29 protein-coding genes are annotated in these 26834 nt (G+C 73.7%); 15 read left to right on the top strand and 14 right to left on the bottom strand.

Going from position 1 to position 26834, the window contains the following annotated elements:
- Positions 1–3 precede the first annotated feature (3 nt).
- Both ACWXWW_RS13680 and ACWXWW_RS13675 read left to right on the top strand, forming a co-directional pair.
- The gene (locus ACWXWW_RS13680; protein WP_282978897.1) at positions 4–498 is read left to right on the top strand and encodes a SixA phosphatase family protein; all 495 of its coding nucleotides are present in this window, start codon (positions 4–6) and stop codon (positions 496–498) included.
- Positions 498–878: a YciI family protein gene (locus tag ACWXWW_RS13675; RefSeq protein ID WP_455970318.1), complete on the top strand. Its 381-nt coding sequence runs from the start codon at positions 498–500 to the stop codon at positions 876–878. Before ACWXWW_RS13680 ends, ACWXWW_RS13675 begins: the two co-directional genes overlap by 1 nt.
- 4 nt (positions 879–882) lie before the next feature.
- On the opposite strand, the gene ACWXWW_RS13670 is transcribed toward ACWXWW_RS13675, so the two are convergent.
- Together ACWXWW_RS13670 and ACWXWW_RS13665 are read right to left on the bottom strand one after the other, a co-directional pair.
- Positions 883–1437, bottom strand: coding sequence for a Dps family protein (locus ACWXWW_RS13670; protein WP_455970316.1), 555 nt, complete (start codon positions 1435–1437; stop codon positions 883–885).
- A gap of 98 nt (positions 1438–1535) precedes the next feature.
- Complete coding sequence (locus ACWXWW_RS13665; RefSeq protein WP_282978894.1) at positions 1536–1871, bottom strand: winged helix-turn-helix transcriptional regulator; 336 nt, start codon at positions 1869–1871, stop codon at positions 1536–1538.
- Between the two features lie 79 nt (positions 1872–1950).
- On the opposite strand from ACWXWW_RS13665, the gene ACWXWW_RS13660 reads away from it, so the two are divergent.
- On the top strand, positions 1951–2601 hold the full coding sequence (locus tag ACWXWW_RS13660; RefSeq protein ID WP_455970314.1) for an FMN-dependent NADH-azoreductase: 651 nt from the start codon (positions 1951–1953) through the stop codon (positions 2599–2601).
- Between the two features lie 43 nt (positions 2602–2644).
- Here ACWXWW_RS13660 and ACWXWW_RS13655 read toward each other — a convergent pair whose 3' ends face one another.
- The gene (locus ACWXWW_RS13655) at positions 2645–3529 is read right to left on the bottom strand and encodes a LysR family transcriptional regulator (RefSeq protein ID WP_455970312.1); all 885 of its coding nucleotides are present in this window, start codon (positions 3527–3529) and stop codon (positions 2645–2647) included.
- Positions 3530–3642: 113 nt separating this feature from the next.
- Between ACWXWW_RS13655 and ACWXWW_RS13650 the strand changes: the two genes are divergently transcribed.
- The gene (locus ACWXWW_RS13650; protein WP_271173039.1) at positions 3643–4578 is read left to right on the top strand and encodes an aldo/keto reductase; all 936 of its coding nucleotides are present in this window, start codon (positions 3643–3645) and stop codon (positions 4576–4578) included.
- A 295-nt stretch (positions 4579–4873) separates the two neighbouring features.
- Here the strand turns inward: ACWXWW_RS13650 and ACWXWW_RS13645 are convergent, their stop codons facing one another.
- The 4 genes from ACWXWW_RS13645 to ACWXWW_RS13630 all read right to left on the bottom strand — a co-directional run bounded on the left by ACWXWW_RS13645 (position 4874) and on the right by ACWXWW_RS13630 (position 7751).
- Positions 4874–5494, bottom strand: coding sequence for an ATP-binding cassette domain-containing protein (locus tag ACWXWW_RS13645; protein WP_455970310.1), 621 nt, complete (start codon positions 5492–5494; stop codon positions 4874–4876).
- Between the two features lie 203 nt (positions 5495–5697).
- Complete coding sequence (locus ACWXWW_RS13640; RefSeq protein WP_455970308.1) at positions 5698–6609, bottom strand: ABC transporter permease; 912 nt, start codon at positions 6607–6609, stop codon at positions 5698–5700.
- Between the two features lie 3 nt (positions 6610–6612).
- On the bottom strand, positions 6613–7350 hold the full coding sequence (modA, locus tag ACWXWW_RS13635; RefSeq protein WP_455970306.1) for a molybdate ABC transporter substrate-binding protein: 738 nt from the start codon (positions 7348–7350) through the stop codon (positions 6613–6615).
- Between the two features lie 8 nt (positions 7351–7358).
- Complete coding sequence (locus ACWXWW_RS13630) at positions 7359–7751, bottom strand: TOBE domain-containing protein (protein WP_271173035.1); 393 nt, start codon at positions 7749–7751, stop codon at positions 7359–7361.
- 95 nt (positions 7752–7846) lie between these two features.
- Between ACWXWW_RS13630 and ACWXWW_RS13625 the strand changes: the two genes are divergently transcribed.
- The 3 genes from ACWXWW_RS13625 to ACWXWW_RS13615 all read left to right on the top strand — a co-directional run bounded on the left by ACWXWW_RS13625 (position 7847) and on the right by ACWXWW_RS13615 (position 9914).
- Positions 7847–8212, top strand: coding sequence for a hypothetical protein (locus ACWXWW_RS13625; RefSeq protein WP_282978882.1), 366 nt, complete (start codon positions 7847–7849; stop codon positions 8210–8212).
- A gap of 69 nt (positions 8213–8281) precedes the next feature.
- Complete coding sequence (locus tag ACWXWW_RS13620; protein WP_419775773.1) at positions 8282–8848, top strand: NYN domain-containing protein; 567 nt, start codon at positions 8282–8284, stop codon at positions 8846–8848.
- Between the two features lie 22 nt (positions 8849–8870).
- Positions 8871–9914 carry a glycoside hydrolase family 43 protein gene (locus ACWXWW_RS13615; protein ID WP_455970304.1) on the top strand — a complete coding sequence of 348 codons (1044 nt, stop codon included), beginning with the start codon at positions 8871–8873 and terminating at the stop codon, positions 9912–9914.
- On the opposite strand, the gene ACWXWW_RS13610 is transcribed toward ACWXWW_RS13615, so the two are convergent.
- Positions 9901–10818, bottom strand: a complete 918-nt coding sequence (locus ACWXWW_RS13610; RefSeq protein ID WP_455970303.1) for an EamA family transporter — start codon at positions 10816–10818, stop codon at positions 9901–9903. The genes ACWXWW_RS13615 and ACWXWW_RS13610 overlap by 14 nt on opposite strands.
- Positions 10819–10891: 73 nt before the next feature.
- Between ACWXWW_RS13610 and ACWXWW_RS13605 the strand changes: the two genes are divergently transcribed.
- Positions 10892–11827 carry a LysR family transcriptional regulator gene (locus ACWXWW_RS13605; RefSeq protein WP_455970301.1) on the top strand — a complete coding sequence of 312 codons (936 nt, stop codon included), beginning with the start codon at positions 10892–10894 and terminating at the stop codon, positions 11825–11827.
- 9 nt (positions 11828–11836) lie between these two features.
- Here ACWXWW_RS13605 and ACWXWW_RS13600 read toward each other — a convergent pair whose 3' ends face one another.
- Positions 11837–14038, bottom strand: coding sequence for a beta-L-arabinofuranosidase domain-containing protein (locus ACWXWW_RS13600; RefSeq protein ID WP_455970299.1), 2202 nt, complete (start codon positions 14036–14038; stop codon positions 11837–11839).
- A gap of 140 nt (positions 14039–14178) precedes the next feature.
- Here ACWXWW_RS13600 and ACWXWW_RS13595 point away from each other — a divergent pair, with 140 nt between their 5' ends.
- Entirely contained in the window at positions 14179–15189 is a 1011-nt protein-coding gene (locus tag ACWXWW_RS13595; RefSeq protein WP_455970298.1) for a DNA topoisomerase IB, read from the top strand.
- On the opposite strand, the gene ACWXWW_RS13590 is transcribed toward ACWXWW_RS13595, so the two are convergent.
- Positions 15176–15493, bottom strand: a complete 318-nt coding sequence (locus tag ACWXWW_RS13590; RefSeq protein WP_455970296.1) for a hypothetical protein — start codon at positions 15491–15493, stop codon at positions 15176–15178. The genes ACWXWW_RS13595 and ACWXWW_RS13590 overlap by 14 nt on opposite strands.
- Positions 15494–15582: 89 nt before the next feature.
- On the opposite strand from ACWXWW_RS13590, the gene ACWXWW_RS13585 reads away from it, so the two are divergent.
- The 4 genes from ACWXWW_RS13585 to ACWXWW_RS13570 all read left to right on the top strand — a co-directional run bounded on the left by ACWXWW_RS13585 (position 15583) and on the right by ACWXWW_RS13570 (position 18391).
- Entirely contained in the window at positions 15583–16173 is a 591-nt protein-coding gene (locus ACWXWW_RS13585; protein WP_455970294.1) for a TetR/AcrR family transcriptional regulator, read from the top strand.
- 122 nt (positions 16174–16295) lie between these two features.
- Positions 16296–16637, top strand: a complete 342-nt coding sequence (locus tag ACWXWW_RS13580; RefSeq protein WP_455970292.1) for a hypothetical protein — start codon at positions 16296–16298, stop codon at positions 16635–16637.
- Entirely contained in the window at positions 16634–17152 is a 519-nt protein-coding gene (locus ACWXWW_RS13575; protein WP_455970290.1) for a DUF1697 domain-containing protein, read from the top strand. Before ACWXWW_RS13580 ends, ACWXWW_RS13575 begins: the two co-directional genes overlap by 4 nt.
- Positions 17153–17395: 243 nt before the next feature.
- Complete coding sequence (locus ACWXWW_RS13570; protein WP_455970288.1) at positions 17396–18391, top strand: PHP domain-containing protein; 996 nt, start codon at positions 17396–17398, stop codon at positions 18389–18391.
- Positions 18392–18398: 7 nt separating this feature from the next.
- Here the strand turns inward: ACWXWW_RS13570 and ACWXWW_RS13565 are convergent, their stop codons facing one another.
- From ACWXWW_RS13565 to ACWXWW_RS13550, 4 genes are read right to left on the bottom strand one after another with little or no spacing between them, the layout of a single operon-like run.
- Positions 18399–19325 carry a GlxA family transcriptional regulator gene (locus ACWXWW_RS13565; RefSeq protein ID WP_374727777.1) on the bottom strand — a complete coding sequence of 309 codons (927 nt, stop codon included), beginning with the start codon at positions 19323–19325 and terminating at the stop codon, positions 18399–18401.
- A 40-nt stretch (positions 19326–19365) separates the two neighbouring features.
- A complete protein-coding gene (gene cydC / locus ACWXWW_RS13560; protein WP_455970286.1) occupies positions 19366–22851 on the bottom strand; it encodes a thiol reductant ABC exporter subunit CydC in 3486 nt (1161 codons plus the stop codon).
- Positions 22848–23885 (bottom strand): cytochrome d ubiquinol oxidase subunit II, encoded by a 1038-nt coding sequence (gene cydB, locus ACWXWW_RS13555; RefSeq protein ID WP_271173021.1) that lies wholly within the window; start codon positions 23883–23885, stop codon positions 22848–22850. Before cydB ends, cydC begins: the two co-directional genes overlap by 4 nt.
- Positions 23886–23905: 20 nt before the next feature.
- Positions 23906–25483 carry a cytochrome ubiquinol oxidase subunit I gene (locus tag ACWXWW_RS13550; protein ID WP_455970284.1) on the bottom strand — a complete coding sequence of 526 codons (1578 nt, stop codon included), beginning with the start codon at positions 25481–25483 and terminating at the stop codon, positions 23906–23908.
- A 164-nt stretch (positions 25484–25647) separates the two neighbouring features.
- Between ACWXWW_RS13550 and ACWXWW_RS13545 the strand changes: the two genes are divergently transcribed.
- Together ACWXWW_RS13545 and ACWXWW_RS13540 are read left to right on the top strand one after the other, a co-directional pair.
- The gene (locus tag ACWXWW_RS13545) at positions 25648–26007 is read left to right on the top strand and encodes a BlaI/MecI/CopY family transcriptional regulator (RefSeq protein WP_271173019.1); all 360 of its coding nucleotides are present in this window, start codon (positions 25648–25650) and stop codon (positions 26005–26007) included.
- A gap of 11 nt (positions 26008–26018) precedes the next feature.
- Entirely contained in the window at positions 26019–26831 is an 813-nt protein-coding gene (locus tag ACWXWW_RS13540) for a M56 family metallopeptidase (protein WP_455970282.1), read from the top strand.
- Positions 26832–26834: the final 3 nt, after the last annotated feature.

The following is a 26834-nucleotide window of genomic DNA, read 5'->3' as shown; positions in this document are numbered from 1 at the left end:
AGCATGCTGCGCCTCCTGCTCCTGCGCCACGCGAAGTCCGACTGGCCCGAGGGGGTCGACGACGTCGACCGCCCGCTGACGCCGCGCGGCGCAGCCCAGGCGCGCGACGTCGGCGCGTACATGCAGGAGCACGGGCTCATCCCCGACCGCGCGGTCGTCTCGATCGCCCAGCGCACGCGCGAGACGTGGGCCGGCGTCGCGTCGCCGTGGCAGGAGGCGCCGCCCGTGCAGTTCGACGACGACGTCTACGCGGCGTCCGCGCGGCGGCTGCTCCAGGTCATCCGCGAGCAGGGCGGCGACGCGCGCTCGCTCCTGCTCGTCGGGCACAATCCGGGCGTCCACGATCTCGTCGCGACGCTCGCGGCAGAGCGCGGGCGCGTCCCGCTCGCGTACCCCACGGCGACGCTCGCCGTGCTCGAGCTGCCGGTCGACGGATGGCCCGAGGTCGACGCCGGGACGGCGCGCGTCGAGCGCGTCGTGGTCAAGGGCTCGGACTGATGCCGGACCCGAACATCCCTGACGCGTTCGACGTCTTCACCGTCGTTCTCCTGCGGCGCCCCGCGGACGCGCCGGAGATGACCGAGGACGAACTCGACGCACTGCAGGCCCGCCACCTCGCCTACCGGGCGCAGCTCGCACGCGACGGCGCGACGGTCGCGAACGGCCCGTTCCTCGCGCAGAGCGACGAGACCCTGCGCGGGATGTCGGTCTTCGCGCGCTCGCCGGAGGAGGCCGCGCGGCTGTCCGCTGCCGATCCGTCGGTCATCGCGGGGCGGCTGTCGTTCGAGGTCGTCGAATGGTGGGTCGCCGCAGGCTCGATCGCGTTCCCGAACGCGACCGAGCCCGCCGGCGACCGGAGGTCTCTGCCCGGCGACTGATCCGTCAGCTCGCGCGCGGCGTGCGGTTCTCGGCGCTGACCATCCAGGACAGCTGCTCGAGCCGCTCGAGCACGGCGTGGAGGATGTCGGCGGTCGTCGGGTCCTCCTCGTCGACCGCGTCGTGCACCTCGCGGCACGTCTGGCAGACGGCGTCGAGGCGCTCCGTGATGAGGTCGATCACCTCGGTCGTGGCGATCTCGCCCTGCGGGAACTCCGGGAGCGACGTCGTCTCGGCGACAGTGTCGCTGCGTCCGTCGGGGAGTGCGTGCAGCGCGCGCATGCGCTCGGCGATCGTGTCGGCGAACTCGCGCGCCGCGGCGATGATCTCGTCGAGCTGGAGGTGGGTGTCGCGGAAGTTGGTGCCGACGACGTTCCAGTGCGCCTGCTTGCCCTGCAGCGACAGCTCGATGAGGTCGACGAGCACGGACTGCATGTGCCCGCTGAGCTGCTCGGAAGCGGTGAACCCCTTCTCGGCGTTCTGCTCATCCGTCAGCTCTGCTCCCGAGCGGGCGGGGCGGCGGCGGTTCTTCGGGGCGGACTGCTGCTTCTTCTCGGCCATCGTGTTCCCTTCCGTGTGCCTGGGCCCAGGCTACGGAGCGCACGGCGGGCTGTCGCGGCCTTGTCGCGCGCGCCCGCTCGTGTTACCGGTGTCGCCGGTCAGGGGGCGGCGCGCAGATGCGCCGATGCCCACTCGCCGAGCTGCTCGAGCACCGGGATGAGCGCCTCGCCGGCCGGTGTCAGCGTGTAGACGACCGATACCGGAGGGCCGGCATGCACCTCGCGCGAGACGAGGTCGACCGCAGCGAGCTCGGCGAGGCGGTCGGAGAGGACGGCGTCGCTGATGCCCGCCACTCCGCGCCGCAGCGCCACGAAGGAGAGGGGGCCGCTGCTGAGCGTGTCGACGATCATGCCGTTCCAGCGCTTGCCGAGCACCGAGAACGCGAGCGAGACGGCGGCGTCGCACGCCGGTCCGCCGTGCTCGATCTCCGCCATGCAGCCATCCTACCTGTGCTAATGTCCCGATAGCCGCTCTGCTTTTCAGAGTGACTCATCGAACCTGATCGGAGCTCCCATGACCCTCTTCCGCCTGGATGCGAGCATCCTCCCCGCGACCTCCGCCAGCCGCTCCCTCGGCGACCTCGTCGAGTCCGAGTGGACGGCAGCGCACCCCGATGACGTCGTCGTGCGCCGCGACCTCGCCGCCGAGCCCGTCTCGGCCACCGTGTGGCAGAACGCCGTGACGGCGGGCCTCGCGCTCGAGGCCGATCGCACCGAGGAGCAGCGCGCGGCGCAGGCGCTCGCCCGCGCCTTCGCCGACGAGCTCATCGACGCCGACGCCCTGCTTTTCACCGTGCCGCTCTACAACTACGGCGTCTCGCAGCACTTCAAGACCTGGTTCGATGTCGCCTACACCGACCCGCGCATCGACCCGCAGGGCACGGCGCTGCAGGGCAAGCCCGCGACGCTCGTGACCGTGCTCGGCGGCAACTACGCGCCTGGGACGCCCAAGGAGGGCTGGGACCACTCGACGGCGTGGCTGCGCCGCGTGCTCGAGGATGTCTGGGGCCTGGACCTGCGGGTCGTCCAGCGGCCGTTCACGCTCGTGGGCGTGAACCCCGCCCTCGACGCCTTCGCCGACGTCGCGGCGGACCTGCGGGCGGCGGCCGAGGACGCCGCCCGCGTCGCCGGCCGGGAGCTCGCGGAGTCCCTCCAGGCGGCGTGAGGTCGTGAGGAGGGTCGCTGTCTGGCGTCCCTCCTCACCCGCGTCACCGCGCGGGTGCCGCCTGGGTCCGCACGAGCTCGAGCGCGAGGGCGGTGGCCGGCTCGGACGGACGCCGCGCGATCGCCGAGACGACCCACGGAGGCGCATCCGCGGGCATCGGCCGCACCGTGAGCGCTGCGGCCTCGGGCTTCGCCCCGACGTGCGCGGGCACGATCGCCACGCCGAGGCCTCGGCGCACGAGGTCGATGAGCGTGTGGACGTCGCCGGTGGTGCACCGCACGCGCCGCGCGATGCCGCGCGCGGCGCAGACCGCGTCGTTGAGCGAGCGCACCGCCCACGACCCCTGGAAGTCCACGAAGTCGACGTCGTCGAGGTCGGCCCACGAGACGGGCTCCGCGCCCGAGAGCGGATGGCCGGGCGGCGTCAGCAGGACGAGCGGCAGGCGACCGAGCTCCTCCCGGTGAAGCGAGCCGAGGTGTTCCGTCGCCGCGACGAGACCGAGGTCGAGGTCGCCCTCGCGGACCCGCGCGGCGAGCTCGTGCGACCCGGCCTGCGCGAACTCGAGCTCGACGAGGGGATGGCGCAGGTGGACCTGCTCGAGCAGGCCCGAGACATCCACGAGGCCGAGGCACTGCTCGGCGCCGATGCGCAGCCTCCCGCTCAGCTCCTCCGTGGCGCGCGCGACGGCGCCGCGCGCTGCGGACGCCTGCGCGAGCATCGAGCGCGCGTGCGGCAGGAGCGCGCGGCCGGCCGGCGTCGTCTCCACCCCGCGGGGCGAGCGCGTGAAGAGGTCCGTGCCGAGCTCGGCTTCGAGCGCCCGGATGGCCGCCGACAGGCCCGACTGCGAGATGCCGCAGACGGCGGCCGCGCGCGTGAACTGCTGCTCGTCGGCGAGGGTGACGAGGTACTCCATCTGGCGCAGATCCATCAGCACTTCTCCTTCTGGCAGGCATCTGCTCCAGTTGTTGGATTTCTGCCGCACCGCTCCCTATCGTAGGAGCGCCCGCGGCGCCGTCGCCGGGCGGCACCGGAAGGACACCCATGAAGACCGTCTCCCTCGGCCCCGGAGGCCAGCAGGCTCCCAACGTCATCGCGGGGCTCATGCGCATCTCCGACAAGACCGACGCGCAGATCCGCGAGCTCGTCGACACCGCCCGCGAGGCCGGCATCGACTTCTTCGACCACGCCGACATCTACGGCACCGAGCTGCACCAGTGCGAGCGCCGCTTCGCCGAGGCGATGCGCCTCACGCCGTCTGAGCGCGCCGAGCTCACGATCCAGACCAAGTGCGGCATCGTGCGCGAGGGGCCGTACTTCGACTTCTCGTACGAGCACATCGTCACGTCGGTCGAGGAGTCGCTGCGCGCGCTCGACACCGACTACATCGACGTGCTCCTCCTGCACCGCCCGGATGCGCTCGTCGAGCCCGACGAGGTCGCCCGCGCGTTCGACGAGCTCGAGGCCGCGGGCAAGGTGCGCGCGTTCGGCGTCTCGAACCACACGCCGCGTCAGATCGACCTGCTCAAGACGGCCGTGCGCCAGCCCATCGTCGCCAACCAGGTGCAGCTCTCGATCACGCATGCGCCGATCATCACGCAGGGCATCGCGGCCAACATGCTCGGCGTCGAGCAGTCGCAGGTGCTCGACGGCGGAGGGCTCGTCGAGTACAGCCGCATCAACGGCATCACGCTGCAGGCGTGGTCGCCCTTCCAGGCCGGCTTCTTCACCGGCGTGTTCCTCGGCTCGGAGGCGCACCCCGAGCTGAACGCCGTGATCGACCGCCTCGCCGCGCAGTACGGCGTCGAGCCGATCGCGATCGCGACGGCGTGGATCACCCGTCATCCCGCGGGCATCCAGGTCGTCCTCGGCACGACGACGCCGGCCCGGGTCGCGGCGGCCGCGCAGGGCAGCGACATCCCGCTCACGCGCGCCGAGTGGTACGAGCTCACCCGCGCGGCGGGCCACATCGTCCCGTAGGGCGGCTTCGCGGGCCTGCCGGGAGGCCGGGCGGCCTGTCGTGCGGCCGGGCGGCCGGGCGGGCCGGGCGGGCCCGCCGCCCAGCCGACGACGCGGGCCTGCCGCAAGGCCGGGCGGCCCGTCGCCAGGAGGATCACGCTTTCCCAGGACGGATACGGCAGAACCGTCCTGGGAAAGCGCGATCCTCCTTTGAGGGCCGCGGGGTCGACGTCGGACCGGAGGTGGCGGCCGCTGTATGCGGGCGCGGGTCGACGCGCAGGCCACGTAGTGCCCGACTGGCGCGCGCCGGCGCACGTCAGCCGACGACGCGGCCCTCGGCCATCCGGATGGTGCGGTGCGCGAGGGCCGCGACGTCGTCGGCGTCGTGGCTGACGAGGATGGCCGTGCGCCCGGCGAGGACGCGCGCGAGGACCGCCCGCAGCTCGGGCCGGGCCGTCGCGTCGAGCGCGGTCGTGGGCTCGTCGAGCAGGAGGACGGCCGGCTCGGCCGCGAGGGCCCGGGCCAGGGCGACCCGCTGCGCCTGGCCTCCGGAGAGGTCGGATGCGCGGCGCTCGGCGAGGTGCCGTACGCCGGTCTCGAGAAGCCAGCGCTCCGCGGCGTCGCGCGCGGAGGACCGCGACAGGCCGGACGCGCGCGGACCGAACGCGACGTTGTCGCGGACCGTGAGGTGGGGGAAGAGCAGGGTCTGCTGCGTCATGAGGGCGATGCCGCGTCGATGCGGCGGAACCCAGCGGCGTCCGTCCGCCAGGGGCGCCCCTTCGAGCACGACGGCGCCCGCGTCGGGGCGGATGAGCCCCGCGACGAGCTCGAGCGCGGTCGACTTGCCCGCGCCGTTCGGCCCCACGATCGCGACGGTCTCCCCGCGCGCGACGTCGAGGTCGACGGCGACCCCGCGGCCCGTCACCCGTGCGTGCACCTCGAGGAAGCGAGCCGCGTCATCCGGGCTCTGCCGCGTTTCGGGGCGACCCGGCGTCGGTTCGCCGTGTTTCGGGGCGAGGCTGTGTGGGGGTTGCCGCGTTTCGGGGCGACTCGGCGTCGGTTCGCCGCGTTTCGCGGCGAACCCGGTGGGACCCGCCTTGGCCCCGGGGCCATCCTCGAACCCGCCCGCCTCCTCGTCGGTCACGGTTGCCCCCTCCGCGGACGATACGCCAGCACGACGCCGCAGATGGCGAGCACGATGAGCACGAGCGACAGCGCCACGGCCGAGGCGCTGTCGCTCTCCCGGACGAGATACACCTCGAGGGGAAGCGTGCGGGTGACGCCCTGCAGGCTCCCGGCGAAGGCGAGGGTCGCGCCGAACTCCCCGAGCGCACGGGAGAAGGAGAGGATGGCCCCCGAGAGGATGCCCGGCGCGATGAGCGGGAGCGTCACGCGCCACAGCACGCGCCCCGGCGATGCCCCCAGCGTCGCCGCGACCGCGGCGTAGCGCGTGCCGGCGGAGCGCAGCGCCCCCTCCACGCTCATCACGAGGAACGGCAGGGCGACGAACGTCTGGGCCATGACGACCGCCACCTCGGTGAACGGGATCTGGATCCCGAACGGCGTGAGCGCCTGCCCGACGAGCCCGCGGCGCCCGAACGCGTACAGCAGCGCGATGCCTCCGACGACCGGCGGCAGCACGAGCGGCACGAGTGCGAGCGCGCGCAGCGCCTTCAGCCCGGGGAAGCGCCCCCGCGCGAACACGGCCGCCATCGGAACGCCGATGAGCAGGCACAGCGCGGTCGAGACGAGGGCCGTCCGCAGGCTCAGCGCGAGGGCGTCGCGCGCGGCCGCCCCGGACAGCAGGTGCCAGAAGTCGCCCCACTCCGCGCGCAGCACGAGGGCGGCGAGGGGCACGAGGATGAGCGCGAGCCCCAGCGCGGCCGGAATCCACAGCCAGCGCGGCAGGTCGGTGGCGATCGGCCGCGCCGCCCGAGCGGATGGCCGCCCCGCCCGAGCGGGGCGCCCCGCCCGGACGGATGGCCGCGCCGCGGCGACCTCGGGCGGTCGCGGGGCGCGGGCCGCCGCGTCTCTCTCCTCGTGCTCGACCATCCGCTAGTCCGCCGGGAGGAAGCCCGCGTCGGCGAGGACGCGCTGCGCGGGGTCGTCGAGGACGAAGTCGACGAACGCGCGAGCGAGCGCCGGGTCGGGTGCGCCGTCGAGCGCCGCGATGGGGTAGTCGTTCACGGCGGCATCGGGCGCGTCGACCGGCACACCGTCGACCGCGTCGCCCGCACGGCGGACGTCGGTGGCGTAGACGACGCCCGCATCCGCCTCGCCCGAGGTCACCTTGCCGAGCACATCCGTCACGGCGTTCTCCTCGCTCGCAGGGTCGACCGCGACGTCGAGCGCCCGCTCGACCTCGGCCGTCGCGCGCCCGCACGGGACGGCGACCGCGCACACCACGACGACCACGTCGTCGCGCTCGAGATCCGCGAATCCCCGGATGTCGGCCGGATTGCCCGCGGGCACGGCGATCTCGAGGGCGTTCCGCGCGAACACCGCCGGCTCGTCGGCGGCGTGCTGTGCGACGGATTCCATGGTCGCCGTGTCGGCCGAGGCGAACACCGCGGCTGGCGCTCCCTCGGCGATCTGCGTCGCGAGGCCCGCCGACCCGTCGAAGCTCAGGCTGACCGAGACACCCGGATGCGCCTCCTCGAATGCGGCGGCGATCTCGGTGAAGACCTCGGTGAGCGACGCCGCGGCGAACACGTGAAGCTCCTGGCCTGCGGTCGGCGGCGCCGCGCAGCCGGACAGCGCGAGCGCGACCGCACCCGCCACTGCTGCGCGCACCCGCCGTCTCACGGCGTCTCCACGAGGACGGTCGTGGCCTTGACGACGGCCACCGCGACCGAGCCCGGCTCGAGGCCGAGCTCGCGCACCGCCTCCGTGCTCATGAGCGACACGACGCGGTGCGGCCCGCACTGCAGCTCGACCTGGCTCATGACGGTGTCGCTCGTGACGGCCGTGACGAGTCCCGTGAAGCGGTTGCGGGCGGAGCGGCCCCCGGAGAGCGGATCTTCGGGGGCGTCGGCATGCGACCGCGCGAATGCGGCGAGCTCGGCTCCGTCGATGACCCGGCGACCCGCGTCGTCGCGGTGCGCCGCGAGCGCGCCCGCCGCGATCCAGCGTCGGACGGTGTCGTCGCTCACGCCGAGCAGGTGGGCGGCGTCGCGGACGCGGATGTCGGGCATGCGCTTCTCGATTCGCAGATGCGGATGATCTGGGTTGATTCTGCCGCAGATGCGGCATGCATGGGCGTCCAAGGTCGAGCGGCTACCGTCGTCGCATGCGCCGACTCGCCATCCTCCCGCTCCTCGCCGTGGGCTTGCTCGCCGGCTGTGCACAGGCCGCCGACATCGCCGGCGACGCCCTCGGCGTCCCGGTCGACGAGATCTGCACGACCGCCGATGCCGCCTACGCGCAGTACCAGGCGATCCTCGAGCAGGGCGACGTGACCGCGGAGCAGGCCGACGTCGCGCGCGACGACCTCGTCGCGACCCTCGAGCGGCTCGCTGATGACGTGGGCGGCCAGCCGGGGGAGCTCATCCGCGCGAACGCCGAGCAGCTGTCGCAGGTGAGCGATCTCACGGCGCCCGAGACGGTCGAGGCCGTCGAACAGGCCAAGGGCGCGCTCGCGACCCTCTGCGGCTGAGCCGCCCGGCGCCCTCGTAGGATCGGACGAGGCCCCGCCACCTCGACGGCGCCGGATGGGGAGGCGCGCATGCGCGTGAGCGGTGAAGACGTGACCTGGGTGCTCGTCGACGGCGAGAACATCGACGCGACGCTGGGGACGTCGATCATCGGGCGACGGCCGCAGCCGGATGAGCGGCCTCGGTGGGACCGGCTCGTCTCGTTCGCGGCGCGGCAGTGGAACCAGCGCGCACGCGGCGTGTTCTTCATCAACGCCTCGTCCGTCATCCCGCAGAGCTTCGTCCAGGCGCTCAAGGCGATGGACTACGAGGTCGTGCTCCTCGCAGGCGCCCCCGACGAGAAGGTCGTCGACATCGCGATCCAGCGCACCCTGCGGGCCCTGGCTGACCGCGACGACGACGTGATGCTCGTGAGCCACGACGGGGACTTCCTCGACGACGTCGCGGCGCTCATCGGCGGCGACCGGCGCGTCGGAATCGTCGCGTTCAACGAGTTCCGGAACGCGGGGTATGCGACCCTGCCCGGCCTGCAGCGATTCGACCTCGAGTACGACGCCGCGGTGTTCGACGCGCAGCTCCCGCGCCTCCGCGTCATCCCGATCGACGAGTTCGACCCCGCGACCTTCCTGGGCGCGTAGGGCGGAGCCCGGGGTCGCGGCGGTGGCCGTCCCTTGGTATCGTGCACTTGTGCAACGTTGTAAATTCTCCTCGTACCTCTTCGTCCACTTCACGGGCGAAGACGACGACGCGGCCGAGCAGGTCCACTTCGCGGTGAGCGACGGCGCCTCCCTGAGCGACTGGGACCTGCTGGCGGACGGCGCGCCCGTGCTCACGTCGGAGCTCGGCACGCGGGGCGTGCGCGACCCGTTCCTGCTCCGCAAGGAGGACGGCGGGTTCGTGATCCTCGCGACCGACCTCAAGGTGCACGGGGCCGGCGGCTTCGGTGTGGGGCAGGAGAACGGCAGCACCGACATCCTCGTCTGGGAGTCGGATGACCTCGTGACCTGGACGGGCCCGCGTGCGGTCTCGGTGATGGGCCCCGAGGCCGGCAACGTGTGGGCCCCGGAGGCCGTCTGGAGCGCGGAGCACGGCGCCTACCTCGTCTACTGGGCTTCGAACCTCTACCCCGAGGGCGGCGAGCGACGGGCCGCCGACAGCTACAACCGGATGATGATCGCGCAGACGGCCGACTTCGCGACCTTCTCGGAGCCGCGCGTGTGGATCGACGTGCGCCGGGGGCCCGGGTACGGGACGATCGACTCGACTCTCGCGCGCGACGGCGCCCACTGGTACCGCTTCACGAAGGACGAGGAGCCCGGCACCATGCACGTGTTCGCCGAGCGCGGCGACGACGTGCTGCGCCCGACCGAGGGGCGCATCGGCTCGGCGTGGGAGCTGCTCGCCGAGGGGATCGGCAGCGACGTCATCTCGCACGGCGAGGGGCCGATCATCGTCCGCTCGCTCGACGAGCGCTCGTGGCTGCTCTTCATCGACTGGCCGCCCTACGGCGGCGGCACGGGCTACCGCGTCTTCGAGAGCGCAGACCTCGCGGATGGCACGTGGACGCCGAGCGCGCACGCGGTTCCGCCGCGCTTCCGGCACGGCTCGGTCGTGCCGATCACGGCGGAGGAGCGGGAGCGCCTGCTCGCGGCCTGGCCGTCGCGTCGCGTCACGACGGCGGAGGCCGCGGTCAGTCGCGGATGACCGGGATCGCCCCGGTGAGGGCGGATCCGGGTGCGTCCTCGCTCGCCCGCCGCGCCGCGAGGGCGGTGCCGACGCTCGCGGCGACGACGAGCGCGATCGCGGCGATCCGCAGCGGGCTCATCGCCTGAGCGAGGAGCAGCCATCCGGCCGCCGTCGCGATGACGGGCTCGAGGCTCAGGAGCACTCCGAACACGCGCTGCGGAAGCCGCCGCAGCGCCATGAGCTCGAGCGCGTACGGGATGACCGAGGCGAGGAGCGCCGTCCCGACGGCGAGCACGAGGAGGTGCGGCTCCGCGACCACCTCGACCGCCGCCGGCACGCCGAAGGGCAGCAGCGCGGTCGAGGCGATGACGAGCGCGACCGCGAGCCCGCCCATCCCCGGGACGAGCTGGCCGACGCGCGCGCTCGTGCGGATGTAGAGGGCCCAGAACGCGGCGGCCACGAGCGCGAACACCACGCCTGCTCCATCCAGGGGGACGCCGATGGCGCTGTCGACGCCCAGGAGCGCCATGCCGACGAGGGCGACGCCGACCCACGCGAAGTCGAGGGCGCGTCGCGTGAGCACGGCCGCGAGCACGAGCGGACCGAGGAACTCGATCGCGACCGCGGTGCCCAGCGGGATCCGCTCGAGGGAGGCGTAGAAGGAGCCGTTCATGGCCGCGAGGGAGAGGCCGTACGCGGCCACCCATCCCCACTGCTCGCGGGTCCAGGTGCGCACGCGCGGGCGCACCGCCGCGCACAGGATGAGCGCCGCGATCGAGAGGCGCAGCGCCGTCACGCCCCACGTCCCCAGCTCGGGGAAGAGCTGCACGGCGAGCGCCGCGCCGAACTGCAGCGACGTGCACGAGCCGATGACGAGGGCGACCGAGGCGGTCATTCCCCGAGGGCGGATCCGGGTGAGCATGCCTCCAGTCTCGCCGGAGGCCGCTGGTCAATCCAGCAACCGTTTCTTAGCACGAAGCGTAAGGTGAGCTGATGTGTTGAATGTCGCGCGCCTCCGCCTTCTCAGCGAGCTCAGTCGCCGCGGGACGATCGCCGAGACGGCGCGGGCGCTCGCGTACACGCCGTCGGCGGTGTCGCAGCAGCTTGCTCAGCTCGAGCGGGAGACGGGCGTGCAGCTGCTCGAGCGCGTCGGACGCGGTGTGCGGCTGACCGGCGATGCGCTCGCCCTCGTGGCGCATGCGGATGCCGTCTTCGCGCGGCTCGAGGAGGCCGAGGCCGAGCTGACCGCCGCACAGAGCACGCTGCGGGGACGGCTGCGCGTGGCCTCGTTCCAGAGCATCGTGCTCGCGCTCGCGCCGGCGGCGCTCGAGCTGCTCGCCGAGCGCCATCCCGAACTCGATGTCGCCATCGCCCAGCGCGACCACGGCCCGGCCTACGACGCGCTGCTCTCGCACGAGTTCGACGTCATCATCGGCGAGGAGTACCCCGGCATCCCCGAGGTCGTCCGCGACGGCGTCGATCGCGCCGAGCTCCTCGTCGACCCGCTCGGCCTCGCCCTGCCGGCGGAAGGGCGGCTCTCGCGGAGGCCGCGTCGCCTCGCGGAGCTCCGAGACGCGCCGTGGGTGCTCGATCCGGCCGACACCCCGACCGGCGCCTGGGGCAGGGCGCAGTGCCGCGGCGCCGGCTTCGAGCCCATAGTGCGCTTCGAGAGCACGGACCCGCTTCTGCACGCGCACGTCGTCCGGATGGGGCAGGCCGTCGGGTTCCTCCCCGCGCTGCTCGGCGAGCCGCACCTCGCCGGCACGCAGCTCGTGAGCCTGCTCGGCGAGCCGCACCGCGTGCTCTACACCGCCGTCCGCTCGGGTCGCGCGGGGCATCCCGCCGTGCGCGCGTTCCGGTCGGCCCTCGTCGACGCGCTCGCGGCGCGGCACCCCGCCGCTCCCGTCTGGAGCGCGGCGCTGGCCGAGTAGGACCCGCGCTCAGCGCAGGAGGCGCGCCGAGACCACGCCCGGCGCGGGAGCACCGTCGACGGGCGAGAGGGTGATCCGCGTGCCGGGCGACGGCGGCGCCATGACGACCTCGAGCGATGTCGCGCCGGGCGCGAGGCGCTCCTCGACGGCGAGCTGCTCGCCGACGCGCACCGCGATCGCCGTCGCCTCGGCGGATGGCCGCAGCTCGAGGCGCAGGCGACGCGACTGCCACGCGGGGTCGCGGAGCTCGATCGAGAGGCCGGTTCCGAGCTCGCGCCAGTGCGCGTCGCCCTCGACGCCGACGGTCGAGCCGTCGCCCGAGAAGGCGTGGTCGGACTCGGGCTGCTGCTCGCCGAACGCCACGGCGTCGACGGTCGCCGCGTCGATCGCGAGCCGGCCGTCCTGGGCGAGGAGCGCGTCCCTGCGGCCGGGGCCGTCGGCGACCGGCCAGTAGACGGTGTACCGGCTGTCGTGGATGCCCGCGAACGGCTCGAGGTCGACGGCGCCCGCCGGGTCGTCCGTCTCGAGCCGGAAGCGCAGCGGGCCGACCTGGGCGACCGCGTCGGCGCCCTCCGCGACGAGCGGCAGGTCGGCGAACGGGAGCAGCGGGCCCGACGCGATGTGGCCCATCCGGCTGTCGTCGGCGACGAGCCCGTCGAGCCCGTCCTCCCCCGCGCGCGCGGCGAGGACGACGGGCCCCGCGAGGTAGGCCTGCCACGGCGACCCGTCGGGCAGGCGCTCCGCACGCAGGGCGAGGGGCACGCGGAAGACGATCTCGTCGCCGTCCGCCCAGGTCCGCGTGATCCGCACGGCGCCGTCCTCCGCGGTCGCCTCCGCGTCGTCGCCGTTCACGCGGAGGTCGCGGAGTCCGTCGCTCCAGCCCGGCACGCGCAGGCGCAGCGCGAACGCGCGCGCGCCATCCGCCTCCACCGCGATCCGCACCTGCTCGTCGGCGGGGAAGTCCGTCGTCATGCGCAGCCGGACGCCGAACTCGGATGCGTCGAGGTCGGCGGGTGCGAAGAGGTTGACGGCGAGCGCGTCGCCCTCCTGACCGAAGATCCACTCGCCGTACCGGGCCTGCATCTCCATGCCCGTGCCGACGCAGCACCAGAAGCACTGGTCGGGCTGCGAGTAGACGCGGTAGTGGCGGGGGCGCATCGGCGTGAAGTAGACGAACCCGCCGCGCTCGGGATGCTGCGCCGAGAGCACGTGGTTGAAGAGCGCGCGCTCGGCGAAGTCGAGGTGGGCGGGATCGAGCTCGGCCTCGGCGAGGGCGCGCGTGAGCTTCAGCATGTTGTAGGTGTTGCAGGTCTCCGGCCCCTCGCGGTCCTCGATCATCGGCGCGAAGTCGTCCGGCGCGTGGAAGTGCTCGCGGACGCTGTTGCCGCCGATCGCGACCGTGCGCCGCTCGACGACCGTGCGCCAGAACGCGGCGGCCGCTGCGCGCTCGCCGGCGACCGCGTAGCCCACGGCCTTCGGGATCTGCGTGTTCGCGTGGCGCCCGGTCAGATCGTCTCGCCCCTCGCGGAGGGGGTCGAGGATGGCGCGGTGCGCGAAGCGACGGGCCATCGCCGCGAGGTCGTCGCGTCCGGTGAGCGCCGCGAGCTCCGCGAAGGCCTCGTTCATGCCGCCGAACTCGGTGTCGAGCATGGCCTCGAAGGCCGCGTCGTCGATGCCGTCGGCGATGTCGAGCCACCAGTCCGCGAGACGGACGGCGATGTCGAGCGCGCGCTCGTCGCCGCCGACGACGTGTGCGTCGATGAGCCCCTGGAACGTCTTGTGGAGGTTGTACCAGGGCACCCAGTGCCCGCTCGATGCGAGCGCCCGGGCCGCCGCCACGCCGCCGTCGCGGAGCCCCGCGAAGAGCTGCTCGCCGCCGGGCACGCCGCCGACCCACCCCGTGCCGCGCGCCTCCTGCGCACGCGCGAGCTCGCCCACGGCGTAGCGGAGTCGGCGAAGGGCCTCGGGATGGCCCGTCGCTGCGTGCAGGTGGGCGAGGGCCGAGATCCAGTGCCCCGCGGTGTGCCCGTCGAGCCCCGCATCCTCCCAGTTGCCGTACGAGCGGTCACGCGGCTCGAGGCCCGCCTCGCGCAGGAAGGGCGCGAGCAGCCGGTCGGCGTCGAGCGAGAGCACGTAGTCGAGGTCGACGCGCAGCGCGTCGGCGAACGGGCCGGCGGTCACGCGCACCGCGCGGGCAGGGAAGAACTTCATCGTGGCTCCCGGGAGGGCAGAAAGGGCGTCGAGTGTCGAGCGTAGGGCTACGACGTTGGAAAGCCCAACATCCGCGACCCTCTCCGGAGGCGCTGTCAAGGCCTGACGGGCGGCGGATGCCGTCGGGCAGACTCGACCGCATGCCCCGGCTCCGACGCACCTCTCCCCAGGAGCCGGGCTGGACGCGGCGCCGCTCCGGCCGCGGGTTCGTCTACCTCGATGCCGACGGCGAGCGGCTGCCCGCGGAGGAGGTCGCTCGCATCCGCGCGCTGGCCATCCCGCCCGCATGGCGCGACGTCTGGATCACGCCCTACCCCAACGGGCACCTGCAGGCCGTGGGCACCGACGACGCGGGGCGCCGGCAGTACCTGTACCACCCGCAGTGGCGGGCGCGCCGCGATGCGCAGAAGTTCGACCGCGTGCTCGACTTCGGCGTCGCGCTGGGCCGTGCGCGCCCGGCCATCCTCGGCGAGCTCGGGCTCGACGGCATGCCGCTCGAGCGCGCGTGCGCGACTGCCGTGCGGCTGCTGGACCTCGGCTGCTTCCGCATCGGCGACGACGTGTACGCCGACCGGCACGGCAGCTTCGGGCTCACGACCCTCGAGCGCGCGCATGTGCGGCGGAGCGGCGACGCGCTCGTCTTCCGCTTCATGGGCAAGTCGTGCGTCGCGCACCGCATCGAGATCGCGGATGCCCCCGTCGTCGCGGCGATCGAGAGCATGAGGCGGCGACGCGACGGCGAGCCCGCGCTCCTGGCATACCGGGAGGCGGGCGGATGGCGGCGCCTCACGCCCGCGATCGTCAACGACTACGTGCGCGCCTCGACGGGGGCCGACGCGACCGCGAAGGACTTCCGCACGTGGCATGCGACGGTGCTCGCGGCCGCGCGCCTCGCCGAGCGCGGGCTCGACCTCGACGAGGGCGCGAGCGCGACGAAGCGCCGCCGCGCGGTGACCGCGACCATGCGCGATGTCGCCGAGTTCCTCGGCAACACCCCGACGATGGCGCGGACCTCGTACGTCGATCCGCGCGTCGTCTCGGCGTTCGACGAGGGGCGCACGATCGCGGCCGCCGTGCGTCGGCGCCATGCCGACGCCGACGCACGGCAGGTCGCGCTCGAGCGCGCGACGCTCCGGCTCATCCGTGGCTGACGACCTCGGGGGACGTCTCGGGAGCGGCGGGGGTGGCCGGCGCGACGGGTGTGGCCGGCGCGACCTGGGCGGCCTCGGCGGCGCGGCGCGCGCTGATCGCCATCCAGGCGCGCATCAGCTGCGGGACGACGAGGTACACCGCGAGCGGCACGACGACGACCGTGAGTGCGAGCGAGCGGAGGACGGGCGGCCAGGTCTCGCTGAACGGCGCGCTGGCGTAGAGGCCGATCGTGACGAGCGGGAAGATCGCGAGCCACGTGATGACGGCGCGGACGTGGACGGAGGGCGGGGTGGGCGCGGGCATGGCATCTCACTTTCCAACTGACTGGTTGGGAACAGTGAACTACGTTCCGACGCCGAAGGCAACTGTTCAGTTGGGAATAGGATGGGCGGATGGCCTACACCCCGGAGGAGACGCGGCGACGCCTGCTCGAGGCGGCCGTCGACGAGTTCAGCGCGCACGGTCTCGCCGGGGCGCGCGTGGACCGGATCGCACGTGCCGCCGGGGTGAACAAGGAGCGCATCTACGCGCACTTCGGCGACAAGGAGGCGCTCTTCGGCGCGGCGCTCGAGAGCGAGCTGCTCGCGGTCATCCACGCCGTCCCCATCGAGGGCGAGGGCGCCGAGGCGGTGCTGCGGTACGTCGAGGCCGTCTTCGACTACCACGCAGCGCATCCTCAGCTCTCGCGCCTGCTCGCGTGGGAGGGCCTCGAGCGCGAGACCCCGGTCGCGTTCGAGGCGCGCTCCGAGGCCCACCGGCGCAAGGTCGCTCAGCTGCGCAGGACCCTTCCCGCCCTCGACGACGCGGCCGCCGCCGAGCTGCTCCTCACGATCGTGACCCTCGCCGACGGCTGGCAGGTGTTCCGCTCGGTGGACCGGCTGTACGTGGGCGATGCCGCCGACCGCCCCGAGCGCGTCGCGGCGCGACGCGCCTTCGTCGTCCGCACGGTGCGCGCGCTTCTGGGGTCGCTCGTCGGCTCATAGGGTCGCGGCTCGTGCACAGGCCACGCCTCGCGGTGTGGCGACGCCGACGACCTCCACAGGTGCGGCTCCCGGTCGCCGCTCGTGACAATGTCGTCGGGTCGGTTCAGACTGGAGGAGTGCAGATGAGCGAGCCGCAGGTGTGGGTCTTCGTGGCCCTCTTCGCGGCGTTCGCGTTCGCGACGCTCGGGATCATCTCGACGAACTTCACCCGCATCCTGCGCGCCGAGATTGGTGGCCTGCGCGGCGAGCTGCGCGGTGAGATCGACGGTCTGCGCGGCGAGATGAACGCGCGGTTCGACGCGTCGAACGCGCGCCTCGACGCGACCAACGCCCGGCTGAACGCCGAGTTCGCCGGTCTGCGGGCGGAGATGAACGCGCGGTTCGACGCTGTCCACACGAAGATCGACCATCTCGACTCGGACGTCACGGCCCTCACCCGCCGGGTGATGGGCGAGGCGGGATGACCGACTTCGTCGCCCTGCTCCGCGGCGTCAACGTGGGCGGGATCACCGTGCGCTCGGCCGACCTGCGCGCGCTGTTCGTCGAGCTGGGCTTCGCCGATGCGCGCACGTTCCTCGCAAGCGGCAACGTGCGCCTCACCGCCGGCGAGAATCGCGCCGCCCTCAAGCGGCGGATCGAGCGGGCGCTCGGGGAGAGGTTCGGCTACGAGGCGTGGATCGTGCTGGCCACCTGCGATGAGCTGCGAGCCGCCCTCGCCGCCTTCCCGTTCGATGCGTCCGACCCCGATCGCCAGCCGTACATCGTCTTCTGCGCCGACGCCGAGGCGCGCGACGCCGTGCTCGCGCTCGCGGCGGAGGCCCCCGACGACCCGGTGGCGGAGGGCCCCGGCGTCGTCTACTGGAACCCGCCGAAGGGTGCGAGCGTGTCGACGGCGTTCGCGAAGGAGCTCGCCAAGCCGCGCTGGAAGGCCGTGACGACGACGCGGAACATCCGGACGGTCGAGAAGATCGTCGCCTGAGACGCCGCCCGCGAGAGCGCGGCCCGGAAACAGCCGAACGGGCCCGCTGTGCGTCAGGCCCGTTCGGAAGGTATGGCGGACGAGGTGGCGGTGCGAGCGTCAGCCCCGTCGAATACCCTCACAGCGTCTCCCGGATGGCGCGCGGGCGACAGCGGCGTGATGGACAGCGTCCGCAAGGATCTCGCCATCCCTGCTCGTCGTGCGGCCGTGCCGTCGTCGATCCCGCGCGGCAGACTGGCAGCCATGGACCCGCTCGACGCGCTCACCGAGATCGCCTATCTGCTCGAGCGCGAGCGGTCGTCGCGCTACAAGTCGAAGGCGTTCCGCACCGCGGCCGATGTCGTGGCGGGTCTCTCACCCGAGGAGCTGCGCGATGCGGCGCGGCTGCGGCGCCGGCAGGGGATCGGCGAGTCGACCTTCCGCGTCATCCAGGAGGCGCTCGCGGGCGAGGTGCCGGCCTACCTCGCCGATCTGCGCGAGCGCACAGGGGGCGTCGGCCGCAGCGCCCTCCGCGGCCTCCTGCGCGGCGACCTCCACTGCCACTCCGACTGGTCGGATGGCCTCAGCCCGATCGACCTCATGGTCGTGGCAGGCCGGCGGCTGGGTCACGAGTACCTCGCGCTCACCGACCACTCGCCGCGGCTCACGGTGGCGAACGGGCTCTCGGCCGAGCGGCTCGAGCGGCAGCTCGAGGTCGTCGCGGCGTTCTCGGACGAGGGGTTCACGCTCCTGAGCGGCATCGAGGTCGACATCCTCGACGACGGCGCGCTCGATCAGGACGACGCCCTGCTCGCGCGCCTCGACGTCGTCGTCGCGAGCGTGCACTCGAGACTGCGCATGGATGCCGCGAGCATGACCCGCCGCATGCTCGGCGCCATCCGCAACCCCCGCACGCGCGTGCTCGGCCACTGCACGGGGCGGCTCGTCGAGGGGGCGCGCGGCACGAGGCCGCCCTCCGCGTTCGACGCGCACGCGGTCTTCGCGGCATGCGCCGAGCACGACGTCGCCGTGGAGATCAATGCGCGCCCCGAGCGCCAGGATCCGCCGGACGACCTCATCGCCCTCGCGCTCGAACAGGGATGCCTGTTCTCGATCGACAGCGACGCGCACGCCCCCGGGCAGCTCTCGCTGCTCGACTATGGAGCCGAGCGGGCCGAGCGCGCGGGCGTCCCGCCCGAGCGCATCGTCACGACGTGGCCCCTCGAGCGGCTGCGGGCGTGGCTCGAGCGCACCGCGTGAGCGCGGGCTACTCGCCCTGCGTGAACGTCCGCCGGTAGTCGGTCGGGGTCGTCCCGAGGATCCGCTGGAAGTGCAGGCGCAGGTTCGCTCCCGTGCCGAGCCCGACATCCGCCGCGATCTGCTCGACGCTCCGCTCGGATCTCTCCAGCAGCTCGCGCGCGAGGTCGATCCGCGCGCGCATGATCCACTGCATCGGCGTGTAGCCGGTGTCCTCGACGAACCGGCGCGAGAAGGTCCGCGGCGAGACCGCGGCGTGCCGCGCGAGCACCTCGAGGGTGAGCGGGTCGCCGAGGCGATGCAGTGCCCACTCGCGGGTCGCCGCGAAGCGCTCGCCGATGGGCTCGGGCACGCTGCGCGGCACGTACTGCGCCTGGCCTCCGCTGCGATACGGCGCGGCGACGAGCCGCCGTGCGGCATGATTCGACGCGGCGACGCCCAGGTCGGAGCGGAGGATGTGCAGGCACAGGTCGATCCCCGACGCCGCGCCTGCCGAGGTGAGGACGCTGCCCTCGTCGACGAACAGCACGTTCTCGTCGACGCGGACGCGCGGGTGCCGGCGCGCGAGCGCGCGCGTGTAGTGCCAGTGGGTGGTCGCGCGGCGTCCGTCGAGGAGGCCGGTCGCCGCGAGCGCGAACGCCCCCGTGCTGATCGCGGCCAGGCGCGCTCCGCGCGCGTGGGCCGCGATGAGCGCCTCGACGACCGCCGCGGGCGGGTCGTCCTGGTCGGGGGAACGGTAGCCCGGGATGAAGACGATGTCGGCCCACTCGAGCGCCTCGAGCCCGTGGGCGACGTGATACGAGAGGCCGTCGCCGCCCGTGACGAGACCGGGTGCGGGGCCGCAGACGCGCACCTCGTACGGCATGCTCGCGCGGGTCGTGAAGACCTGCGCGGGGATGCCGACGTCGAGCGGCTTCGCGCCCTCGAGCACGATCACCGCGACGCGGCGCAGCTCGGACCGCGGGGGAGACACGGCACTACTCTCGCACGGACCCCAGCTGCACGACCGCGTCATCGGGACGACGGTCGTCGGCCCGGTGCGACACGAGCACGACGACGCGGTCCGCGGTCGCACCGCGGACATCCGCCATCATCGCGGCGGCCGTCGGGGCGTCGAGGTGCGCGGTCGGCTCGTCGAGCAGGATGACGTCGGCGCGCGCGAGGAGCGCGCGGGCGACCGCGAGGCGCTGGCGCTCGCCGCCGGACAGGGCGGAGCCGCCCGCTCCCACCCGCGTCGCGAGCCCGTCGGGCAGCGCGTCGAGGAGAGCGCCGAGACCGGCCAGCGCGAGGGCGTCGTGCAGCGCCGCGTCGTCGGGCGCGTCGTCGTGCGCGCGGGCGAGCAGGAGGTTGCCGCGCAGCGTCGAGTCGAAGACGTAGGCGTCCTGCGGGCACCAGGCCACACGCGAGCGCCAGGCGCGCTCGTCGAGCGACGGGAGTGGCGCCTCGTCGGCGCGGATCTCGCCGTGCGCGACGGGGAGGGCGCCCATGATCGCCGAGAGGAGGGTCGACTTGCCCGATCCCGACGGGCCATCGAGGACGAGCCAGCGTCCGCGTGCGGCCCGGCCCGAGACATCCGTCACGGCGGGGCGCGACGTGCCGGGGTACCGGACGGCGACGTCGTCGAGCGTGACCGAGGCGACGGGCCCCGCGAGGGCGCCGTCACCCCACGGCGCGGATGGGGCCGGCCGCAGCACGGGCGCGAGGCGGCGCACGACCTCGCGCAGGGCCGGCAATCGGTGGGCGGCCGTGACGAGGCCCGCGATCGGCTCGAGCACGGCGAGCGCGAGGAGCGCGATCACCGACACCTGCTCGGCCGGCGAAGCGGAGGAGAGGAGCGCGACCGTGCACGCGAGGATCGACGTCGCCGCCGTGACGACGGCGCCGCCGAGCCCCGCGGCCCAGGCGGCGCGGCGCTCGGCCTGGGCGAGGCGCGCCGCGGCGGCGTCGAGCTCCGCGAGAGCCGCCTCGGAGGCGCCGTTCCCCCGGAGATCGGCGGACGCCGAGGCGAGGGCCGACGTGCCGCGGACGATCTCGGAGCGCGCGGCGACGCGTGCGCGGCCCGCCCCCCGCTCGGATGCGATCGCGAGCGCGGCGGCGACGGCGGCGGCCGCAGCGAGCACGAGGAGGACGAGCAGGGCGAGGTGCGGCACGACGAACCAGGTCGTGACGGAGGCGCCGAGGATGACGAGGACGCCGACCGCGAGCGGCGCGATGACGCGGGGGAGCTGGTCGCGCAGGTCGTCGGAGAGCGTCACGAGGTAGTCGACGGGCGCCCCGCCCTCGAGGAGGCGGCGGGAGCCCGCGCCGCGCGCCGCGATCGCGCGCCACAGACGCAGCCGCAGGTCGTCGACCGTCCGGAACGCCGCGCTGTGCGTCACGAGGCGCTCGGCGTAGCGGCCCACGGAGCGCCCGATGCCGAACGCCCGCACGCCGACGATCGCGACGAGGAGGTACATGATGTACTCCTCGACGCTCGCCCGGACGATGAGCCATCCCGAGACGGCCGTGAGCGCGAGCCCCAGTCCCGTCGCGATGACGCCGAGCCCGACGGCACCCGCCCACGCCGCGAGGTGCGGCCGGACGAGGGAGGCGAGCGTGACGCCATCCGCCGGGCCATCCGCCGGGCCGTCCGGGGCCGAGGCCGCCTCATGCATGTCTCGGTTGTTGCGGGTGACGGCGCCCGTTTCTGTCGTCGAGTGAGACATGCTGACCGGGGCGGTCGCCGGGTCCGGCGGGGCGGCAGCCGCGCCGACCGGCACCGTCATCGTCGCGAGGGCGAGTGTCTCGGGCTCGTGGCTCGCGAGCACGACCGTCGCGTGCGCGGCGCGATGCAGGATGGCCGCGCGCACGCGCTCCGCCGCGGTGCGGTCGAGGTGCGCGGTCGGCTCGTCGAGCACGAGCAGCTGCGCGCCCGCGTCGACCCGGGCGAGGGCGCGCGCGACCGCGAGACGCCGCAGCTCGCCGGGGCTGAGCTCGGGGATCGCGGCCTCGGCGACGTGCGCGAGACCGAGCTCGGCGAGAGCGGCTTCCGGGTCCGGCGCGCCGTGCAGCGCGAGCTCCGCCCGGGGCGTGGCCGCGAACGCGCGCGCCGCCTGCGGGGCCCAGCCGACGCCATCCGCCCCGGTGATCGTCCCGGTGACCTCGGCGTCCGCGGGGAGCGTCCCCGTCAGCGCGGCGAGCAGCGTGGACTTGCCCGAGCCGCTCGGCCCCGCGACCGAGACGATGCCCGACAGCTCGGCGTTCAGCCCCTCGATCACGGGCCGATCGCGCCCCGCGTACCGCACCGCGACGTTCTCGAGCCGCACCGGGCGCAGGGGATTCCGTCGAGAGCAGGACGAGTCGGGCATCCGCGTCCTGATCTCGGCGGATTCTCCTGCGGTGGGCGAGGGGGAAGGGGCGGATGTCGCGGCGGGCTCCGCGCGCCCCCGCGAGCGGATGTCGCGGGCGAGCGGGCGCGCGAGGAGCGCCTTCGCGCGCTCGAGCGCGGCGAGGCCGTCCTGCGAGGCGTGGAACGCCGTGCCGACCTCGCGCAGCGCCGCGTAGCACTCGGGCGCGAGGATGAGGGCGAGCAGCGCCGGCTCGAGCTCCATCGTCCCGTCGAGAAGCCGGAGCCCCAGGAACACCGCGACGATCGCGACCGAGATCGTCGCGATGAGCTCGAGCGCGAGCGCCGACAGGAACGCCCAGCGCAGCGTCTCCTGCGTGCGCGCACGGTAGGCGCCCTGGATGCCGTCGAGGGCGCGGGTCTGCGCCTCGACCCGGCCCAGCCCGACGAGCACGGGGAGGCCGCGCGCCAGCTCGGCCAGGTGGTCGGCGAGACGGGTGAGTGCCGACAGCGCCGCGTCGGTGCGCTGCTGCGTGTGCCGGCCGATGAGGATCATGAACAGGGGCACGAGCGGCACCGTGAGGACGACGACCGCGGCGCTCAGCCAGTCGGCGCCGAGGATCCGCAGGCCCACGATGAGGGGCACGACCGCGGCCGCGATGAGCGCGGGCAGCGACTGCACGTAGTAGTCGTCGAGGTCGTCGAGCCCGTCCGCGGCGAGGACGGCGGTCCCGCCGCCGTCGACGTCGCCCGCGGCGATGCGGCGCCAGAGCCGCGCGCGCAGGTCGCGCTTGACGTCCGACGCGATGCGGCGCGCCGCGACCGAGGTCGCCCACTCCGCGCCGACCCTCAGCAGCGCGCCCGCGAGACCCGCGACGAGCACAGCGCGGATGGCCGCGGCATCGAGGCCGCCCGCCGCGAGGCCGCCGATTCCGCGGGCGACCGCGTCGGCGATGAGCACGAGGCCGACCGCCCGCAGCGCCGCGAGCACACCGAGCGCGACGAGCCGCGCGCGCGGCACGGGGCCGAGGTCGGGCCGCCGGAACCCGGGGGCCGCTGCCGCGCGCTCGGCCTCGATGGCCCACGGATCGATGCCGGGCTCGCGGATGGCCCGCTCGCGGGCCGCGGGGGCGGTCACCGCGCGCGCAGGGCCGCGGGGAGCACGACGTGCGCGTCAGGGATCATGCCCGGCGTGACGCGCTTGCGGAAGATCCAGTAGCTCCACGCCTGGTAGAGGATCACGACCGGGAGGCCCACGCACGCGACGACCGTCATGACCCCCAGTGTGTACTCGCCGCTCGCCGCGTTCCAGACCGTGAGGTCGAAGGCGGGGTCGATCGTCGACGGGAGGACGCGCGGGAACATGCCCGCGAAGATCGCGCCCGCGCCGAAGAGGCCGAAGCCGGCGTAGCCGAGGAACGCCCGCCCCTCGCGGCGCCGGCGCGCGTTCGCCCATCCGAGCACGGCGGCGACGACGGCGAGACCGACGAGCGTCCACGAGAGGGGCGTCCCGCCGTGGGCGAGCTGCACCCACAGGGCCCAGACGGCCGCGGGCACGAGGCAGAGCGGAGCCCAGCGCGCGGCGAAGCGCCCCGCGCGCTCGCGCACCGGACCATCCGCCTTGAGCCCGAGGAAGGTCGCCGCGTGGGCGAGGGCGAAGCCGACGACCGCGAGACCGCCCAGGATCGCGGGCAGGGTCAGCCAGACGAACGGCCCGCCGACGCGATCGCCGTTCTCGTTCAGGGGCAGCCCGGTCGACGTGAGCGCGAGCGCTGCGCCGACGCAGAACGCGACGACGATCGAGCCGACGCCGATGCCGTAGGTCCAGATGCGGGCCCAGCGCGCCGTCGCGACCTTGCCGCGGTACTCGATCCCGACCGCGCGGACGATGAGGCCGAGCAGCATGATCGTGAGCGGGAGGTAGAGCGCCGAGAAGAGCGACGCGTACCAGTGCGGGAAGGCCGCGAAGATCGCCGCGCCGGCCGTGATCAGCCACACCTCGTTGCCATCCCACACGGGGCCGATCGTGTTGAGCATGACGCGGCGATCGCGGTCGTCGCGCGTGCCGAGGATCATGTGCATCCCGACGCCGAGGTCGAATCCCTCGAGCAGGAGGTAGCCGGTCCACAGGATGGCGATCGCGATGAACCAGAAGACGGGGAGCGTGTCCATGGGGGTTCCTCTGCAGTCGGTCAGTAGGCGAACGCGAGCACGTCGTCTCGCTGCGCGTCGTCGTCGGGATGGTCGTCGTCGCGCGGGTGGGACAGCTCGGGCATCGCGCTCGCGACGCCTCCGCGCACGTACGTGGTGAGGAGGAAGAGCTCGACGACGAGGAGCACGGCGTACACCGAGGCGAGCGCGATCACGGAGAAGAGGAGCTCGCCCGCGGTGACGCCGGGCGAGACCGCCGCCGCCGTGAACATGAACACCCCGTCGACGCCGGTCGCGTCGGGGTTCGGCGCGACGACGAACGGCTGGCGGCCCATCTCGGTGAAGATCCAGCCGGCGATGTTCGCCGCGAACGGCGCGAGGATGCCGAGCAGGGCGAGCCGCATGATCCACGGCGAGCGCGGGACGGTGCCCTTGCGGGTCAGCCACAGCGCGACGACCGCGGCCGCCGCGACGATTCCGCCGAGCCCGATCATGAGGCGGAAGCCCCAGTAGGTCACCCACATGACGGGCACGTACTCGACCTCGCTGCCCGCGCGGTCGCCGTAGAGCGCGTCGTCGGGGATCGTCTCGCCGTACTGGTCGACGTACTGCGGCTCGAGGTCGCTGATCCCGGGCATCTCGGCGCCCCACTCGCCGGTGCCGAGGAAGCCGAGCACGCCGGGCACCTCGATGAGCGTGATGACGTCGGAGCAGTCGCGGGAGCCCGGGTCGCCGAGGGAGAGCACCGAGAAGGCCGAGCCGGTGTGGCAGGCCGCCTCGGCGGCGGCCATCTTCATCGGCTGCTGCTCGTACATGAGCTTGCCCTGGATGTCGCCGGTCAGCACCGTGCCGCCGAACCCGAGGATCGCGACGACCGCCCCGATCCGCAGCGACCACAGCCACACGCCGTGGTCCTTCTCGTCGCGACCGGGGACATCCGCTCGCCCGACGACCACGCGGCCGTCGGCGCCGACCGCGTCGATGCCGTCGTGGCGGCGGCGCCAGAGGTGGTACCAGGAGAGGCCGAGGAGGAACATCCCCGAGACCACGAGCGCGCCGAAGATCGTGTGGGTGAAGGCCGCGATCGCGGTGTTGTTCGTGAGGACGGCCCAGATGTCGGTCATGACGGGGCGGCCGTCGGCGCCGAGCTCGACGCCGACGGGGTGCTGCATCCAGGAGTTCGCGACGATGATGAAGTACGCCGAGGCCCACGAGCCGATCACCGCGCACCAGAGCGCGGCGAGGTGGAGCCCCTTGCGCAGTCGGCCCCATCCGAAGATCCAGATCCCGAGGAACGTCGATTCGGCGAAGAAGGCCAGCAGGCCCTCGAGCGCGAGCGGGGCGCCGAACACGTCGCCGACGAAGCGCGAGTACTCGCTCCAGGCCATCCCGAACTGGAACTCCTGCACGAGGCCGGTCGCGACGCCGACGATGAAGTTGATGAGGTAGAGCTTCCCCCAGAACTTCGTCATGCGCAGGAAGCGCTCGTCGCCCGTGCGGACCCACGCGGTCTGCAGCACGGCGACCGTCATGCCGAGCCCGAGCGTGAGCGGGACCATGAGGAAGTGGTAGACGGTCGTGATGCCGAACTGCCAGCGGGCGATGTCGAGGACGTCCACGCGCGTTCTCCTTCGGGAGGTGTGGGCCGGACGCCGCGTCCGGCCGAAACCAATTCTACGCCGTGTAGAACTAGTTCGACAGAGCATAGAAGAAATTCGACCGGGGGTAGAATTGGCGCAGGCGGTCGGATGGCGCGGCCGCGACACGAGGCGAGGAGGTGCGCATGGGAACGCTCGGCGAACTCGAACGCGCCGTCATGGATGCGGTGTGGGACGCGCAGATGCCCATGACCGCGTATGACGTCAAGGAGCAGCTCGAGCAGGATCAGGGGCGCGCGCTCGCCGCGACGACCCTGCTGACCGTGCTGTCCCGTCTCGAGAAGAAGGGCTTCGTGGCCTCCGACCGATCGGTGCGCCCGCACCGCTACACGGCCGTCGCCTCGCGCGCCGACCACGTCGCGGAGCTCATGCACGAGGTGCTCGGCGAGTCGGCCGACCGGATGGCCGTGCTCGAGCGCTTCGTGGGCGGGGTCTCCGACGAGGACGCGGCGGTGCTGCGCAAGCTCCTGCGCGGCGGGGTCTGATCGAGCCGCCTGTGACGCGCATCGGAGCCGTCGTCGGATCCGGGCTAAACGGCGCCCTCGTCATCCCCCACGAGACGATCGTGTGGGGAGCGGTCGTCCTCGGCCTCTTCGCCCTCGCCCTCGCGTGGCCCGTTCCGGTCGCGTTCTCCCGCGCGGCGTGGCCCATGCGGGCTCCCGTCGTCGCGCTGCTCCTGTGGCAGGCGATCGGCCTCGCGGGTGGACTGTCGATGATCGCGGCCCTCGCGCTCGCCGGATATGCGGTCGCCCCCGGCCATCCGCTTCTCGCGCTCGTGCCCGCCGCCGCGTTCACGGTGTACCTGCTCGCCCACCTCGGCGTGACGATCGCGCAGGTGGTCCGGCAGCGGCGGCGCCACCACGCCCTCCTCGACATGCTGACGTCGCCGCACCCCACCCGCGCCCGCACGCGCGTGCTCGACGACGCCGTCCCCGTCGCCTACTGCCTGCCGCGCGGCGTGGGCTCGGTCACCGTCCTGTCGCAGGGGCTCCTCGACCGGCTCGACCCGGACGAGCTCGTCGCCGTCATCGCGCACGAGCGCGCGCACGTCGAGCAGCGCCACGACCTGCTGCTGCTCGCGTTCCGGGCGTGGCGTGCCGCGCTGCCGTGGTTCCCGATCGCGGCCCTCGCCGAGGCGGAGGTCGCGGCGCTCGTCGAGATGCTCGCCGACGACCATGCGCGCCGCGAGGTGCGCGACGAGGTCCTGGCTCGGGCCATCCTGCACGTGGGCGCGACGGGTGTCTCGGGTGCCGAGGTCGTGTCGGGCTCCACGCGCGTGAGCGACCGCTTCCGGAGACTCGCGGCGTAGCGG

Source organism: Microbacterium sp. KNMS, assembly GCF_053851835.1.
The sequence above is the reverse complement of the archived record's forward strand: the minus strand, read 5'-3'. Positions and strand labels throughout refer to the sequence as shown.

Coding starts and splice junctions, on each gene's coding strand:
- ACWXWW_RS13660 (WP_455970314.1), top strand. CDS start 1,951: ATGACCCTCTTCCGCCTGGATGCGAGCATCCTCCCCGCGACCTCCGCC.
- ACWXWW_RS13665 (WP_282978894.1), bottom strand. CDS start 1,871: ATGGCGGAGATCGAGCACGGCGGACCGGCGTGCGACGCCGCCGTCTCG.
- ACWXWW_RS13580 (WP_455970292.1), top strand. CDS start 16,296: ATGAGCGAGCCGCAGGTGTGGGTCTTCGTGGCCCTCTTCGCGGCGTTC.
- ACWXWW_RS13610 (WP_455970303.1), bottom strand. CDS start 10,818: ATGCTCACCCGGATCCGCCCTCGGGGAATGACCGCCTCGGTCGCCCTC.
- ACWXWW_RS13570 (WP_455970288.1), top strand. CDS start 17,396: ATGGACCCGCTCGACGCGCTCACCGAGATCGCCTATCTGCTCGAGCGC.
- ACWXWW_RS13600 (WP_455970299.1), bottom strand. CDS start 14,038: ATGAAGTTCTTCCCTGCCCGCGCGGTGCGCGTGACCGCCGGCCCGTTC.
- ACWXWW_RS13595 (WP_455970298.1), top strand. CDS start 14,179: ATGCCCCGGCTCCGACGCACCTCTCCCCAGGAGCCGGGCTGGACGCGG.
- ACWXWW_RS13670 (WP_455970316.1), bottom strand. CDS start 1,437: ATGGCCGAGAAGAAGCAGCAGTCCGCCCCGAAGAACCGCCGCCGCCCC.
- cydB (WP_271173021.1), bottom strand. CDS start 23,885: ATGGACACGCTCCCCGTCTTCTGGTTCATCGCGATCGCCATCCTGTGG.
- ACWXWW_RS13655 (WP_455970312.1), bottom strand. CDS start 3,529: ATGGATCTGCGCCAGATGGAGTACCTCGTCACCCTCGCCGACGAGCAG.
- ACWXWW_RS13590 (WP_455970296.1), bottom strand. CDS start 15,493: ATGCCCGCGCCCACCCCGCCCTCCGTCCACGTCCGCGCCGTCATCACG.
- ACWXWW_RS13650 (WP_271173039.1), top strand. CDS start 3,643: ATGAAGACCGTCTCCCTCGGCCCCGGAGGCCAGCAGGCTCCCAACGTC.
- ACWXWW_RS13630 (WP_271173035.1), bottom strand. CDS start 7,751: ATGCCCGACATCCGCGTCCGCGACGCCGCCCACCTGCTCGGCGTGAGC.
- ACWXWW_RS13575 (WP_455970290.1), top strand. CDS start 16,634: ATGACCGACTTCGTCGCCCTGCTCCGCGGCGTCAACGTGGGCGGGATC.
- ACWXWW_RS13675 (WP_455970318.1), top strand. CDS start 498: ATGCCGGACCCGAACATCCCTGACGCGTTCGACGTCTTCACCGTCGTT.
- ACWXWW_RS13545 (WP_271173019.1), top strand. CDS start 25,648: ATGGGAACGCTCGGCGAACTCGAACGCGCCGTCATGGATGCGGTGTGG.
- ACWXWW_RS13625 (WP_282978882.1), top strand. CDS start 7,847: ATGCGCCGACTCGCCATCCTCCCGCTCCTCGCCGTGGGCTTGCTCGCC.
- ACWXWW_RS13640 (WP_455970308.1), bottom strand. CDS start 6,609: ATGGTCGAGCACGAGGAGAGAGACGCGGCGGCCCGCGCCCCGCGACCG.
- ACWXWW_RS13620 (WP_419775773.1), top strand. CDS start 8,282: ATGCGCGTGAGCGGTGAAGACGTGACCTGGGTGCTCGTCGACGGCGAG.
- ACWXWW_RS13680 (WP_282978897.1), top strand. CDS start 4: ATGCTGCGCCTCCTGCTCCTGCGCCACGCGAAGTCCGACTGGCCCGAG.
- ACWXWW_RS13585 (WP_455970294.1), top strand. CDS start 15,583: ATGGCCTACACCCCGGAGGAGACGCGGCGACGCCTGCTCGAGGCGGCC.